The sequence below is a fragment of the Plantactinospora sp. CA-294935 genome (assembly GCF_050936445.1).
GTDB lineage: Bacteria > Actinomycetota > Actinomycetes > Mycobacteriales > Micromonosporaceae > Plantactinospora.
Map to the genome: position 1 here is coordinate 6,986,407 of NZ_JBNJMU010000001.1, position 14,076 is coordinate 7,000,482.

At 73.1% G+C, this 14,076-nt stretch carries 12 protein-coding genes and 1 pseudogene; 10 read left to right on the top strand and 3 right to left on the bottom strand.

Annotated elements, in window-relative coordinates; translation table 11 throughout:
• Nucleotides 1–164 precede the first annotated feature (164 nt).
• On the bottom strand, nt 165–614 hold the full coding sequence (locus tag ACQEVC_RS30670; RefSeq protein WP_432884425.1) for a DUF6069 family protein: 450 nt from the start codon (nt 612–614) through the stop codon (nt 165–167).
• A 237-nt stretch (nt 615–851) separates the two neighbouring features.
• Between ACQEVC_RS30670 and ACQEVC_RS30675 the strand changes: the two genes are divergently transcribed.
• From ACQEVC_RS30675 to ACQEVC_RS30685, 3 genes are all read left to right on the top strand, one after another.
• Nucleotides 852–1,964 (top strand): M24 family metallopeptidase, encoded by a 1,113-nt coding sequence (locus tag ACQEVC_RS30675; protein WP_432884428.1) that lies wholly within the window; start codon nt 852–854, stop codon nt 1,962–1,964.
• Nucleotides 1,961–3,100: an acyl-CoA dehydrogenase family protein gene (locus tag ACQEVC_RS30680; protein WP_432884431.1), complete on the top strand. Its 1,140-nt coding sequence runs from the start codon at nt 1,961–1,963 to the stop codon at nt 3,098–3,100. Before ACQEVC_RS30675 ends, ACQEVC_RS30680 begins: the two co-directional genes overlap by 4 nt.
• A 162-nt stretch (nt 3,101–3,262) precedes the next feature.
• On the top strand, nt 3,263–3,787 hold the full coding sequence (locus ACQEVC_RS30685; protein WP_432884434.1) for an Lrp/AsnC family transcriptional regulator: 525 nt from the start codon (nt 3,263–3,265) through the stop codon (nt 3,785–3,787).
• Here ACQEVC_RS30685 and ACQEVC_RS30690 read toward each other — a convergent pair.
• Nucleotides 3,717–4,328 (bottom strand): histidine phosphatase family protein, encoded by a 612-nt coding sequence (locus ACQEVC_RS30690; protein WP_432884437.1) that lies wholly within the window; start codon nt 4,326–4,328, stop codon nt 3,717–3,719. The two genes, ACQEVC_RS30685 and ACQEVC_RS30690, sit on opposite strands and share 71 nt — an antisense overlap.
• A 238-nt stretch (nt 4,329–4,566) precedes the next feature.
• Here ACQEVC_RS30690 and ACQEVC_RS30695 point away from each other — a divergent pair, with 238 nt between their 5' ends.
• Nucleotides 4,567–4,761: a CsbD family protein gene (locus ACQEVC_RS30695; protein ID WP_318397160.1), complete on the top strand. Its 195-nt coding sequence runs from the start codon at nt 4,567–4,569 to the stop codon at nt 4,759–4,761.
• Nucleotides 4,762–4,866: 105 nt separating this feature from the next.
• Here the strand turns inward: ACQEVC_RS30695 and ACQEVC_RS30700 are convergent, their stop codons facing one another.
• Nucleotides 4,867–6,276 carry a KamA family radical SAM protein gene (locus tag ACQEVC_RS30700; RefSeq protein WP_432891777.1) on the bottom strand — a complete coding sequence of 470 codons (1,410 nt, stop codon included), beginning with the start codon at nt 6,274–6,276 and terminating at the stop codon, nt 4,867–4,869.
• A 264-nt stretch (nt 6,277–6,540) separates the two neighbouring features.
• On the opposite strand from ACQEVC_RS30700, the gene ACQEVC_RS30705 reads away from it, so the two are divergent.
• From ACQEVC_RS30705 to ACQEVC_RS30730, 6 genes and pseudogenes are all read left to right on the top strand, one after another.
• Nucleotides 6,541–7,527, top strand: a complete 987-nt coding sequence (locus ACQEVC_RS30705; protein ID WP_432891780.1) for a zinc-binding alcohol dehydrogenase — start codon at nt 6,541–6,543, stop codon at nt 7,525–7,527.
• Between the two features lie 4 nt (nt 7,528–7,531).
• Nucleotides 7,532–9,130, top strand: coding sequence for an amidohydrolase (locus ACQEVC_RS30710; RefSeq protein ID WP_432884441.1), 1,599 nt, complete (start codon nt 7,532–7,534; stop codon nt 9,128–9,130).
• 21 nt (nt 9,131–9,151) lie between these two features.
• A complete protein-coding gene (locus ACQEVC_RS30715) occupies nt 9,152–10,807 on the top strand; it encodes a lysine 5,6-aminomutase subunit alpha (RefSeq protein ID WP_432884443.1) in 1,656 nt (551 codons plus the stop codon).
• Nucleotides 10,804–11,532 (top strand): annotated as a pseudogene (locus tag ACQEVC_RS30720) (OAM dimerization domain-containing protein); the annotation flags it as partial. The gene ACQEVC_RS30715 and the pseudogene ACQEVC_RS30720, both read left to right, overlap by 4 nt.
• Before the next feature lie 92 nt (nt 11,533–11,624).
• Nucleotides 11,625–12,059 (top strand): hotdog domain-containing protein, encoded by a 435-nt coding sequence (locus ACQEVC_RS30725; RefSeq protein WP_432884445.1) that lies wholly within the window; start codon nt 11,625–11,627, stop codon nt 12,057–12,059.
• 2 nt (nt 12,060–12,061) lie between these two features.
• Nucleotides 12,062–13,405 carry a glutamate mutase L gene (locus ACQEVC_RS30730; protein ID WP_432884447.1) on the top strand — a complete coding sequence of 448 codons (1,344 nt, stop codon included), beginning with the start codon at nt 12,062–12,064 and terminating at the stop codon, nt 13,403–13,405.
• Nucleotides 13,406–14,076: the final 671 nt, after the last annotated feature.

Here is a 14,076-nt window from a genome sequence, read left to right on the forward strand (position 1 = left end):
GCTCCGACCGGTCGGGAGACGCTCCGCCACCGGGTCGGGGGCGACGGTGCCGCGGTGCGGCGACGGAAGCGGCCCGGATCCCACCGCTGGCGTACCAGCCGTCGGATCCGGGCCGCTTCTCGTGTCGCACGCTGCTGCGGTTGACCGGGGCAGGGCCGGTGGGTTCAGCGCCGGACCGGAGTCTGGCGCAGCAGCGGGAAGAGCGCGGCGGCGACCACGAGGTGCATCACGCCCAGCAGGATCTTGGTGTCCACGGTGGCCAGCTCGATGCCGAGCGGCACGAAGGACAGCGCCAGGACCACGGTGGCGAGGACGGCCCAGCTCTGCCGGGCCCGGCGGGTGAAGCGTTCGAGCAGGGCCAGAGTGCCCCAGCCCAGCAGCCCGAACACCGCGGTGATGACGGCGATCTCGGCCACGATCAGCGGGTGCGGCACCGGGTTGCCCGGGGCGGTGAGCACGAAGTCGGTGCCGAAGGCACGCCCGGCCAGGTAGATCACGCTGTTGACCAGCACTGCGGCGCCGACGGCACCGAGCCGGAGCCTGCGGACCCGACCCTTGCCGGCGGCGGCGGTGACGGTCGGGGTGATCGGCTGGGCGGTGGTCATGGTGGTCATCTCGGACTCCTCGGTCTGCGTCGAAGATCTGGTCCCCGGCTCCCCCTGGCGCCGGCCGTAGGAGAACCCTCCCACCGACAACTTTTCTTGTCAAGACACATCAGCTTGTCGGTCTCGGACCCCTTCTCTCATTCCGCCGGGACTTCGCCGGAACGCGGGCTCCGGGGCGCCGGGCGGAGATGTTTTCCGGACTGTCCCGCCGGTCGATCAGGCCCGAACGACCGTTAAGCTAAGGAGGTGGGTGACGAAGACCTCTATCCGCCGCACCGGCTGGCGGCAGCCCAGCAAGCCACTGCCGAAGCCGGCCTGGACGCCCTGCTCATCCCGCCGGGCTCCGACCTGCGCTACCTGACCGGCTACCACGCGCACGCCCTCGAACGGCTCACCTGCCTGGTGCTGCCGGCGAGCGGTACACCCACCCTCGTCGTACCGACCCTGGAGCGGCCGGCGGCCGAGGCGTCACCGGCGCCGCGCACGGGCGTACGCATCGTCGACCATCCGGACGGCACCGACCCGTACCCACTGGTGGTGCGGGCCCTCGGCGGCCCCGTCGGTGCGGTCGGGCTCGGCGACCGGATGTGGGCCGAGCAAGTGCTCGCGCTGCGCGCCGCGCTGCCCGGCACCGCACAGCGGCTCGCCGGCGAGGTGTTGCGGGGGCTGCGGCTGCGCAAGTCGCCGGCCGAGGTGGCGGCGCTGCGGGAGGCCGGCGCCGCGATCGACGCGGTACACGGCCGGATGGCCGAGTGGCTGCGCCCCGGCCGGACCGAGGCGCAGGTCGCCGCCGACATCTCGGTCGGGATCAGGGAGGCCGGCCACGCCACCGCCGACTTCGCGATCGTCGCCGCCGGCCCGAACGGGGCCAGTCCGCACCACGGCACCTCCGACCGGGTGATCCGGGTCGGCGAACCGGTGGTCGTCGACATCGGCGGGACCATGCCGTCCGGGTACTGCTCGGACTCCACCCGCTGCTACGTGGTCGGCACCCCGCCACCCCAGTTCACCGACTACTACCAGGTGCTGCACGCCGCCCAGCGGGCCGCGGTCGGCGCGGTACGACCCGGGGTCAGCGCGGCGGCGGTCGACTCGGTCGCCCGCGAGGTCATCGCGGACGCCGGCTACGGCGCCGCCTTCCTGCACCGCACCGGGCACGGGATCGGGCTGGACGGGCACGAGGACCCGTACCTGGTCGCCGGCAACGAGCTGCCGCTGGAGCCGGGGATGGCGTTCTCCGTCGAGCCGGGGATCTACCTGTCCGGCCGGCACGGCGCCCGGATCGAGGACATCGTGGTCTGCACCCCGGACGGGGTGGAGCGGCTCAACACGATCTCCCGGGAGTTGGTGCGACTATGACGGTCGACCGGATCCTGCCCACCGACGAGGCGTACGAGCTGCTCGACCTCGTCACCGAACTCGCCGACCGGGAACTCGCGCCCCGGGTGGCCGACTTCGAGCGGCGTGGCGTGTTTCCCCGCGAGCTGCTGCGTACCCTCGGCCGGGCCGGACTGCTCGGCCTGCCGTACCCCGAGGAGTACGGCGGCGCGGCGCAGCCGTACGAGGTCTACCTCCAGGTGCTGGAGATCCTGGCCAGCCGCTGGCTGGCGGTGGCCGAGGCGGTCAGCGTGCACACCCTGTCCTGCTACCCGGTGGCCACCTACGGCGGCGAACAGGTACGCAAGCTGCTGCCGGACATGATCGGCGGCGAGTTGCTGGGTGCGTACTGTCTCTCCGAGCCGCAGGGCGGCTCGGACGCGGCCGCCCTGACCACCCGGGCCAGGCGGGACGGCGACGACTACCTCGTCTCGGGCACCAAGGCCTGGATCACGCACGCCGGCAACGCCGACTTCTACAACATCTTCTGCCGTACCGGCGGTCCCGGCGCCCGGGGCATCTCCTGCCTGCTCGCCGACGCCGGCACCGCCGGAATCGTCCCGCAGACCCCGGAACGCACCATGGGGCTGCGCTCGTCGCCGATCGCGCAGATCGCCTTCGACGACGCCCGGGTCCCGGCCGACCGGCTGGTCGGTGCCGAGGGGGAGGGGTTCCGGATCGCACTGTCGGCGCTGGACAGCGGCCGGCTGGGCATCGCCGCCTGCGCCGTCGGGCTGGCCCAGGCGGCGCTGGACTACGCGGTCGGCTACGCCCGGCAGCGGAAACAGTTCGGCCAGCCGATCATCGACTTCCAGGGGCTGGGCTTCCTCCTGGCCGACCTGGCGACCCAGGTGTCGGCGGCCCGGGCGCTGACCCTGGCCGCGGCCCGGCTGCGGGACGCGGGGCGGCCGTACTCGACCGAGGCGGCCAAGGCGAAGCTCTTCGCCACCGACACCGCGATGCGGGTCACCACCGACGCGGTGCAGGTGCTCGGCGGCGCCGGCTACGTGGCGGACCATCCGGTCGAGCGGTACATGCGGGAGGCGAAGGTGTTGCAGATCGTCGAGGGGACCAACCAGATCCAACGACTGGTGATAGCCCGCTCGCTGACCCGCTGACCGCAGTGGTCCTGGCCCGCCGACCCGAGCCTTCCGTGGCCCGCCGGCCGGGCCCGCCGGCCGACGCCGGGGCCGCCCGCAGCTATCGACCTGATAACGTGCGGCGGCGACGCGGCCGGTTCGACGTCGTCCGGACCATCCTTTACCGGTAGGTTGCACGCCGTGGAGGAGACCGATCGGGCCATCGTGGCGGCTCTGGCCGCCGACGGCCGGCTGTCGTACACGGACCTGGCCGAGCGGGTGGGGCTGTCGGTGTCCGCGGTGCACCAGCGGGTCCGCCGGCTGGAGCAGCGTGGTGTGATCAAGGGGTACGCGGCGCGTATCGCGTTCGAGGCGATCGACCTGCCGTTGAGCGCGTTCGTGGCGATCCGGCCACTGGATCCGTCGCAGCCGGACGACGCACCGGACCGGCTGGCCCACCTGCCGGAGATCGACTCGTGCTACTCGGTGGCGGGGGAGGACTTCTACCTGCTGCTGGTCCGGGTGGCCAGTCCGGTGGACCTGGAGCGGGTGCTCCAGGAGATCCGTACCGCCGCGAACGTCACCACCAGGACCACCGTGGTGCTCTCCATCCCGTACGAGAGCCGCCCGCCGAAGCTGCCGGCGGAGTCGAAGCTCAGTTCGGAGCCGGGGACGGCTCGGCTGCGGGCGCTACCGCCCGACCCGGCGAGTTCCACCGCAGGATGACCGGTCGGCCGTGCTCGTAGCCGAGCGTGGAGAGCGTGCCGGTGTCCAGGCGCAGCCGTCCGCCGCCGCTGGCCGGTAGCCCGATCCAGCGCGCCCCGGCCACCCGCAGGCTGTGCCCGTGCGCCACCAGGGCCACGTCACCGGTGTCGAGCAGTGCCGTCGCCCGGGCCAGTACCCGGTCCAGCCGGGCACCGACCCGGTCCGGGGACTCACCGCCGGGGCAGCCGTCGGTCCAGAGCACCCAGTCCGGGCGTTCCCGTCGGATCTCGTCGGTGGTCAGCCCCTCGTACTCCCCGTAGTTCCACTCGCTGAGATCGTCGTCGACCTCGGTCACGCGCAGTCCGGCGAGTTCGGCGGTGCGCAGTGCCCGCCGCCGGGGGCTGGAGAGCACGGCGGCGAAGGTCCGCTCGCCGAGTTCGGCGGCTACCTCCCGGGCCTGCCGCTCGCCGTCCGGGGTCAGTTCCAGGTCGGTGTACGAGGTGTGCCGGTGACTGGCACTCCAGGTGGTCTCGCCGTGGCGGATGAGGATGATCTCGGCCATCCCTCCAGTCAACCACCTCGGCCAAATCCAGCCTTGACCTAGCATCCTAGGATGCCTTACGCGAGGTGGCACGCACCGCACGGCAACACTGAAGCACACGCCTACAGGGAGGGGCCTGTAACCTTTGAGCGCTTCTAAGGCCTTTGCGGCGATTAGGCAGGTTTCATTACACCCTCGTCGGGCAACTCACTTGCGGGCCAGCCGCCGTGAGCGGAGCCATCGAGGTGAGGAGTGCGACATGAGTGCCATGGACAAGATGCGCAACAAGGCGGAGGAGCTGAAGGGCGCCGCCAAGGAACGGATGGGCGACCGGAGCAACAACGAGCAGATGCGTGGCGAGGGCGCCTCCGAGCAGATGCAGGCCAAGGCGAAGCAGGCCGGCTCCAACGTGAAGGAAGCCGGCCGCGACGCCAAGCAGGCGTTCGACCGTTGACGATCGCCCGTGCTCAGTGAACCTTCGTCAACCCTGCTTGCGGTCCCTGGCGGCCGTGGGTGGAAGTCGGGGCGTACGCGTCGCGCTGTCCAGGTTGCGAAAGGTTCAGTGACCGGCCTGAGAGCCGTGCCGGGCCCACCAGGCCCGGCCGGCCTCGGGCAGGGTGTCGATCGGGTCGTAGTAGGCGTACCGCCGGTCCAGGGCGGTGAGGTCGTCCGACTCGATCGACGTACGGTAGTTTTTGGTCCAGTACGAGATGCCGCGTTCGCGGTCGTACTCGGTGACCATGTGCACCCAGCGCTTGCCCACGAAGGGCACGTCGCAGACGATCCGTGGGGTGGCGTAGCCGGGCAGGTAGCCCATCATGTCGTGCTGGAGCGCCTGGGCGTGCCAGACCGGTACCCGCCAGTGTTCGGCGTTCGGGATCATGTCGCACATGTAGAAGTAGTACGGCAGGATTCCCGCTTCCCCCTGAAGCGCGAAGCAGAGGTCGAGCAGGTCGCCGGTGGTCGCGTTGACGCCGCGCATCAGCACTCCCTGGTTGCGTACGTCGCGGACACCGACCTCCAGCGCGGTCTGGGCGGCCCGGGCGACCAGCGGGGTGAGCGACTGGGCGTGGTTCACGTGGGTGTGGATGGCGAGGTTGACGCCGCGCCGGGCGGCGGTCCGGGCGACCCGTTCGAGTCCCTCCACCACCTCGGGCTGGAGCCAGTGCTGGGGGAGTCCGGCGAGTGCCTTGGTGGCGAGCCGGATGTCCCGGATCGTCTCGATCCCCAGTAGCCGCATCAGGTACGACTCGAGGTTGCGCCACGGCACGTTGGCGACGTCACCGCCGGAGACCACCACGTCCCGGACGCCGGGGTGGGCGCGCAGGTAGTCGATGTGCGCGTCGTACCGGTCGACGGGCTTGAGGCGCAGCCGCAGCTTGTCGACGGTCGGGGTGGAGTTGCCGACCAGGTCCATCCGGGTGCAGTGCCCGCAGTACTGGGGGCAGGTGGAGAGCAGTTCGGCGAGGACCTTGGTGGGGTAGCGGTGGGTGAGACCCTCGGCGACCCACATGTCATGTTCGTGCAGGGAGTCGCGGGTGGCGTACGGGTGGGAGGGAAAGTCGGTGCGCCGGTCGGTGGCGAGCGGCAGCATGTAGCGACGGATCGGGTCGGCGCGGAAGGCGTCGGTGTCGATCGGGCCGTCCGGCACCATCGTGTTGAGCATCTGGGGCGGGACCAGCATGGACATGGTGGCCCGGGTGTCCTGGTCGGCGGTGAGGTCGGCGTAGCAGTTGTCGTCGACGGCCTCGCCGAGCACGGCGCGGAGCTGCTTGACGTTCTTGACGCAGTTGGCGCGCTGCCACTGGGCGGATTCCCACTGCTCCCGGCTCACCTGTCGCCAGCCGGGGAAGCGGGTCCAGTCGGGTTCGACCAGGGCGCGGCGGCGGTATTCGTACGGCTGGCCGGTGCTGGGCGCCTCGGCCGGGCCGGGGTGCGCCGGACCGCTGGGGTTGCGGGGGGCGAGCACGGCGGTTGCCGGTTCGACCTGGGTCACGGCGCCTCCTCCAGTTTCGGGTGCCGGTAAGCCTCGGAGCGGCCTGGACCTCGAACGCTACTGGAAGATTTCCCGCCTAGGAAATATCCTGCCGTAAGTTTTCCTGTTCATGGCGGGCTTTGAGGGCTGATGCCCCGTCGGACGGGCCGTCGGGAGGAGGCAGCGGTGGGAACGACGCCGGGAGGTGCGGCGGTCACGTCCGCGGTCGGGTTGCACCGGGTGCGGGAGCCGGCCGGGGTGTTGCCGCAGGCGGCGTACCGGCTGGACGCCCGGGGCGAGATCGCCGCCGACGAGGTCCGGATCCGGGTGGAGCGGCTGAACCTGGACGCGGCGAGTTTCCGGCAGTTGTCGGAGAAGCACGGCGGGGACGGGGCGGCGGTCCGGGCCGAGGTGCTGGAGATCATCCGTGAGCGCGGCAAGATGCACAATCCGGTCACCGGGTCCGGCGGGATGCTGGTCGGCACGGTCGCCGAGGTCGGTCCGGAGTCGCCGCTGCCGGTCAGGCCCGGTGACCGGGTGGCGACGCTGGTCTCGCTGACCCTGACCCCGCTGGCGGTCGCCGACGGGCTCGCCGGCTGGGACGGCCGCTCCGAGCAGGTGCCGTGCACCGGGCACGCGATCCTGTTCGCCCGGTCGATCGTGGCCGTACTTCCGGAGGACCTCGACCCCCGGCTGAGCCTGGCGGTCTTCGATGTCTGCGGTGCGCCGGCGCTGACCTCCCGCACGGTGCGCGGCTACCCGGCGTCCCGGGTGGCGGTGCTCGGCGGGGCCGGCAAGAGCGGCTCGCTGGCGCTGGCCGCCGCCCGGCAGGCGGGCGCCGGCCGGACCGTCGGGGTGGTGCCGGTGCCGGCCGAGCGGGACCGGCTGGTCGCCGCCGGGCTCGCCGACGAGGTGGTACTCGCCGACGCCCGGGACCCGGTGGGGTTGGCGGCGGCCGTGACGGCCGCGTTGGGCGGGCCGGCGGACGTCACGGTGGTCTGTGTCGACGTGCCCGGTTGTGAGCACGGTGCGATCCTGGCCACCGCCGACGGCGGGACGGTGATCTTCTTCTCGATGGCCACGAGTTTCGCCTCGGCGGCGCTCGGCGCGGAGGGGCTGGCAGCCGACGTGACGATGCTGATCGGCAACGGCTACGTGCCGGGGCACGCCGAGTACGCGCTGTCGCTGCTGCGTACGGTGCCCGGAGTGCGCGCGCTGTTCACGGACCGGCTCGCGGCAGACTGATGTCATGACGAACCCCTCGACTCTCTACCGTGGCGGCCGGTTGTACTGTCCGGCCGATCCGCAGGCCACCGCACTGCTGGTCCGGGACGGCCGGATCGACTGGCTCGGTGCCGACGCCGACGCCCCGGCCGCCGACCGGGTGGTGGACCTCGACGGCGGGCTGGTGACCCCGGCGTTCGTGGACGCGCACGTGCACGCCACCGACACCGGGCTGGCGCTGGCCGGGCTGGACCTGTCCGGGGCGCGGTCGGCCGCGGACGTCTGCGCGGCGGTCGCCGGGTTCGCGGCGGAGTTGCCGGCCGACGCGGTGGTGCTGGGGCACGGCTGGGACGAGTCGGGCTGGTCGGACCGGCGGATGCCGGAGGCGGCGGAGCTGGACCGGGCGGCCGGTGGCCGGCGGGTGTACCTGTCCCAGGCGTCGATCCATTCCGCGCTCTGCTCGTCGGCGCTGTTGGCGGCGGTGCCGGAGGTGGCCGGGGTTCCCGGCTACGACCCGGCCGGGTGGCTGCGCCGGGATGCCCACCACGTGGTGCGGGAGTTGGCGTTGGGTTCGGTGACCGAGGCCCAGCGCCGGGAGGCGCAGCGGCTGGCGTTGCGCCGGGCGGCGTCGTTGGGGATCGCGGCGGTGCACGAGTGCGGCGGTCCGGATATTGCCGGTGAGGCGGACTTCACCGGGCTGCTGTCGCTCTCCGGTGTCGACGGTCCGGAGGTGTACGGCTACTGGGGCGAGCTGATGGGTGCGCGGCGGGCCCGGGAGCTGGGTGCGGTCGGTGCCGGTGGGGACCTGTTCGCGGACGGGGCGCTGGGGGCGCGTACGGCGCACCTGTCGGTGCCGTACGACGACGGTGAGCCGGGGGCGTGCGGGCACGGCTACCTGACGGCGGAGCAGGTGCGGGACCATCTGCTGGACTGTGCGGCGCACGGGGTGCAGGGCGGCTTCCACGCGATCGGGGACGCGGCGATCGACACGGTGCTGTCCGGGTTCGCCGGTGCGGCGCAGGTGCTCGGGGTGGAGCGGTTGCGGGCGGCCCGGCACCGGGTCGAGCATGCCGAGATCATGAGCAAGCGGCTGATCGCCGGCTTCGTCGAGTACGGGATCGTGGCGAGCATGCAGCCGGCGTTCGACCGGTTGTGGGGCGGCGAGCGGCGGATGTACGCGTCGCGGCTGGGTGTGCGGCGGTCGCTGGAGTCGAATCCGATGGGTGCGATGCACGGGGTCGGGGTGACGCTGGCGTTCGGTTCGGATTCGCCGGTGACGCCGCTGGATCCGTGGGGTTCGGTGCGGGCGGCGGTGGCGCACTTCAACCCGGCGCAGCGGATGGGCGTGCGGGCGGCGTTCGCGGCGCACACCCGGGGTGGCTGGCGGGCGGTGCCGGCGGGTGCGGGTGGCCGGGATCCGCGGCTGACCGAGGGTGTGCTGGTGCCCGGGGCGGCGGCGACGTTCGCGGTCTGGTCGGTGCCGGCCGGGGTGGACGGTGGACTGCCGGTGCTGGTGTCGGCGAGCCCGGAGGAGCGTGGGCCGGACGATCCGACGCCGCTGCCGACGTGCCGCCGGACGGTGCTGCGCGGTTCGGTGATCTACGACGGGGAGGACGCGTCGTGACGGAACGGTGGAGGGTCGCCGATGGCGCCGGGTAGTGGGGCGGGCGGCAAGCTGGCGCTGGATCCGGCACTGGTCGGCCGGGCCCGGGAGTTGGCCCGGCGGGCGGGGCGGCCGGTGGTGGAGTTGGCCCGGGGGCACACGACCGTGTCGGTGGAACGGGCGGTGTTGCGGCTGGCCGGGGTGACCGGCGCGGATCCGGACGGGATTCCGTGGGTGAACCGGCTGGTCGACGCGGTGGTCGCGGACGTGGGGCTGGCGCACGGGGTGGCGGTGCCGGTCTTCGACGCGGTGCGGCGCGAGCTGGGTCCGGCGCCGGCCGGTTCGGACGTCGGGGCGGCGGTGACGCTGCTGGCCCAGAAGGCGGCGGCCGGGTCGGTCCGGTTCGAGGTGCCGGCGGGCCGGGCGGCGAGGTCGGCCCGGGCGGCGGCGCGGCGGTCGGTCGGCGCCGGGCTGCGCCGGATCGACCGCCGCCGGGCGGAGCGGGACCGGATGGTACGCCGGCACGGCGATCCGGGACCTATCGCTCCGGGTCGCGGCGCGGCGCCAGACGCGCCGAGCCAGGGCGGTCGCCGGCCGTGGATCTATCTGATCGTGGCGACCGGTGACATCTACGAGGACATTCCGCAGGCGCAGGCGGCGGCCCGTGCCGGGGCGGACGTCATCGCGGTGATCCGGTCGACGGGGCAGTCGCTGCTGGACTACGTGCCGGAGGGGGCGACCCGGGAGGGCTTCGCCGGCACGTACGCGACGCAGGAGAACTTCCGGCTGATGCGGGCGGCGCTGGACGAGTCCTCGAAGGAGCTGGGCCGGTACGTGCGGCTGACCAACTACGCCTCCGGGTTGTGCATGCCGGAGATGGCGGTGCTGGCCGGGCTGGAGCGGCTGGACATGATGCTCAACGACTCGATGTACGGGATCCTGTTCCGGGACATCAATCCGGTGCGGACCTTCGTGGACCAGCGGTTCTCCCGGCAGGTGCACGCCCGGGCCGGGATCGTCATCAACACCGGTGAGGACAACTACCTGACCACGGCGGACGCGGTCGACGAGGCGCACACGGTGACGGTGTCGCAACTGCTCAACGAGTACTTCGCGCACGAGGCGGGGTTGCCGGACGCGCAGTTGGGGCTGGGGCACGCGTTCGAGATCGACCCGGATCTGCCGGAGTCGTTCCGGCTGGAGTTGGCGCACGCGCTGCTGGCCCGGGAGTTGTTCCCGGACGCGCCGCTGAAGTGGATGCCGCCGACCCGGCACATGACCGGGGACGTGTTCCGGGGGAATCTGCTGGACGGCTTCTTCAACCTGGTCGGTGCGATGACCGGGCAGAGCATTCTGCTGGTCGGGATGATGACCGAGGCGGTGGTGACGCCGTGGCTGTCGGACCGGGACATCGCCCTGCAGAACGTCCGGTACGTGTTGGGCGCGGCCGGCGGGCTGCACGAGGATTTCGTGCCGGCGCCGGGCGGGTTCATCCAGCGGCGGGCGGCGACGGTGCTGGCCGAGGCGGTGGCGTTGCTGGAGCGGATCGCCGACGGCGGGCTGTTGCCGGCGATCGCGGACGGCACGTTCGGGATCACGAAGCGGCCGGCGGACCGGGGTCGGGGGCTGGACGGGGTGGCGGCGCACGCGGACGACTACTACAACCCGGCGACGGAGCTGCTGGAGGCGGGATCGTGAGCGGCGGTCCGGTGGTGCGGCCGTACGGGGACGCCACCGGGGACGGGATGGTGCAGGTGTCGTTCACCCTGCCGGTGCCGCACGACAAGCGGGCTGAGGGGGCGGCGCTACAACTGGCGGCGAAGATGGGGCTGGACCCGGCGATGCTGGTGCATGCCCGGCAGATGGGTGACGGGTTCACCTTCTTCGTCGTCTACGGCCGGGTGAACCATCTGGTGGACCTGTCGGCGGTGCGGGTGGTGGAGCGGGACTATCCGCTGTTGTCGGCGAAGGAGGTCAACGCCCTGATCCGGCGGCGGCTACGGCGCAAGCTGTCGGTGGTCGGTGCGTGCATCGGCACCGACGCGCACACGGTGGGGATCGACGCGATCCTGAACGTGAAGGGGATCGCCGGGGAGAAGGGCCTGGAGTACTACCGGGAGTTGCGGGTGACGAACCTGGGCGCCCAGGTGAGCGTGCCGGACCTGGTGGCGGCGGCCCGGGCGGAGCGGGCGGACGCGGTGTTGGTGTCGCAGGTGGTGACGCAGCGGGACGCGCACCTGCACAACACCCGGGAGATGTCGGCGGCCTTCCGGGAGGCGATGCCGGCGGGCCGGCGTCCGCTGCTGGTGGTCGGCGGTCCGCGGTTCGACGAGTTGATGACCGGGGAACTGGGCGTGGACCGGATCTTCGGCCGGGGTACCACGCCGGGCGAGGTGGCCAGCTATCTGGTGCACCGGCTGGTGGCCGGCGGCCCGGAGCGGGCGGCGGCGGGCGCGACGGCAACCTCGGGTGATCGGGATCGGTCACCGGGTCGGGGAGTGGAAGGGGTGGGCGGATGACCGACGGGGCGGCGGATCCACGGCTGGGGCTGACGGTGCTGCACCGCCGGTACGTGCCGTACTCGCACGCGCACTATGCCGGCAACCTGGTGGACGGGGCGTACGCGCTGGGTTTGTTCGGTGACGTGGCGACCGAGGTGTGCATCCGGACCGACGGCGACGAGGGGTTGTTCGCCGGCTATGCGGAAGTGCGGTTCCAGGCGCCGATCCGGGCCGGGGACGTGCTGGAGGTGGCGGCGACGGTGGTCCGGGTCGGCAGCCGCAGCCGGACGTGCGAGTTCGAGTGCCGGGTGGTGTGCCGGGGTCGGCCGGAACGGGGTGAGTCGGCGGCCGAGGTGCTCGATCCGCCACTGGTGGCGGTGACCGCCGTCGGCACGGTGGTGGTCCCGCCGGCCGGTCCGGCGGTACCGGCCGGTGGCGGGCCCTGGTAGCGGTGACCTCGTACGCGGTCTGCGCCGACGTCGGCTCCACCTGGACGAAGGTGGCGGTGGTGGATCTGGCCGACGGCACGTTGCTGGCCTCGGCGTCGGTGCGGACCACGGTCGGCACCGACGTGCTGCACGGGCTGGACGCGGCGGTGGCCGAGGCGACCGCCGGGCTGTCCGGGGCCGGATCGGCGCCCTGGTACGTCTGTTCGTCGGCCGGTGGCGGGCTGCGGCTGGCGGTGCTCGGCTACGAGGAGCTGATCACGGCCCGGGCCGGGCACCAGGTCGGGTTGTCGGCCGGCGCCCGGGTGGTGCACGTCGGAGCGGGTCGGCTCGACGGGGCGGGTTTGGCGGCGTTGCGGGCGGCCCGGCCGGACGTGCTGCTGCTGGTCGGTGGGACTGACGGCGGTGACGCGGAGGTGCTGTCCGCGAACGCCGGGCGGCTGGCCCGGGCGCGCTTTCGGGTGCCGGTGGTGGTGGCCGGCAACGCGGTGGCGGCTCCGGCGGTCCGGGATCTGCTGGCCGGGCGCGGCGTGCCGGTGACGGTGGCCGGCAACGTGCTGCCGTCGATCGGGGTACTGGCGGCCGGGCCGGCCCGGGCGGCGATCCGGGAGGTGTTCCTGCGGCACGTGATCGGCGGTAAGCGGCTCTCCCGGGGCGGCCGGTTCGCCCGGCTGGTCCGGGCGGCGACCCCGGACGCGGTGTTGACCGGGGTGGAGTCGCTCGCCGACCGGCTCGGCGGTGATCTGCTGGTGGTCGATGTCGGCGGGGCCACCACCGACGTGTACTCGGTGCTGGTGCCGGACGAGCGGGCCGGTGGTCCGGGGCGGCCGGCGGCCGGGACGCTGTGGCGGGCCCGGACCGTCGAGGGTGATCTGGGGATGCGGTGGAGCGCGCCCGGGGTGGTGCGCGCGGCGGTGGCGGAGCGGCTGCTGTCCCCGGGCGAGGAGGGCCCGTTGGCGGCGGTGGCGGCGACGCTGGCGGCCGAACCGGGCCGGTTGGTGGCGACGGCGGGGGAGCGGGCGGCCGAGCGGCGGATCGCGGCCCTGGCCGCCGTGGTGGCGGTACGCCGGCACGCCCGGGGCGGGGGTGCGGCCGGGCAGCCGGGGCGGGACCTGCGGGACGTCCGGCTGCTGGTCGGCTCCGGCGGGGTGTTCCGGCACGCCGGTCCGGTGGTCGCGGCCGGGCTGCTCGACGGGGTGTCGACCGATCATGCCGGCGGCTGGCCGCTGCCCCGGTCGGCCCGTACGGTGGTCGACGTCACGTACGTGCTGGCGGCGGCCGGACTGTTGGCGCAGCCGCATCCGGTGGCGGCGGCCGGGCTGCTGCACCGGCACCTGCTGGCCGGCTGAGTCGGCTAGCTGAGTCGGCTACCGGGCGGTGTCCGACGGGCCGGCTCACCGGCTACCGGGCGGTGTCCGGCGGGCGAACGGGAGACGAACCGGGGGCGGCGCGGCGCGGCGGATCCCGACACGCCGCCCGAACCGGACGACTGGCCGGGGGCGGTTGACAGTGCCTGGGGGGTACCACGTACCGTCTTTGAGTCCTACAACGGGAAGCGGCTGTTGTTCGCTTCGTCCCTTCGTCCGCTGGCCGAGCGACATGTGTTCGTGTCGTCGCAACGGCCAGGTCCAGCGGGCGGGGGTCGGCGGGGCGGCGCGAACCGGCTGCGGTTACCGGTGCTCGGGCAGGGTGGTGCAGGCGGCCAGTAGACAACGGCCTGACGGGAACAGCCAGTTCACGTCCGGTCGGTCCGAAGGTCGTGTGGCAATGCCCTACCGCACCGGCCGGGGAGGGCCTGGGAGCATCGGGGCGCGGCTTGTCGGCCGCGCCCCGATTTTCGTTCCGGTGCGTCGGCCGCTGTCGCCTTTCGGCTGGTGCCGGCCGCTGTCGCTGCCACGCCGGCACCCGGTCCGGGCGGCCTTTCGACTGGTTCGGTGGGTTCACGCCGTCGGGATTCGATCCGGGAGCGTCGCGGCTGCCGGTCCGGGTGGCCGGGCCGGTAGCCTTCGGCAGGTGGTCT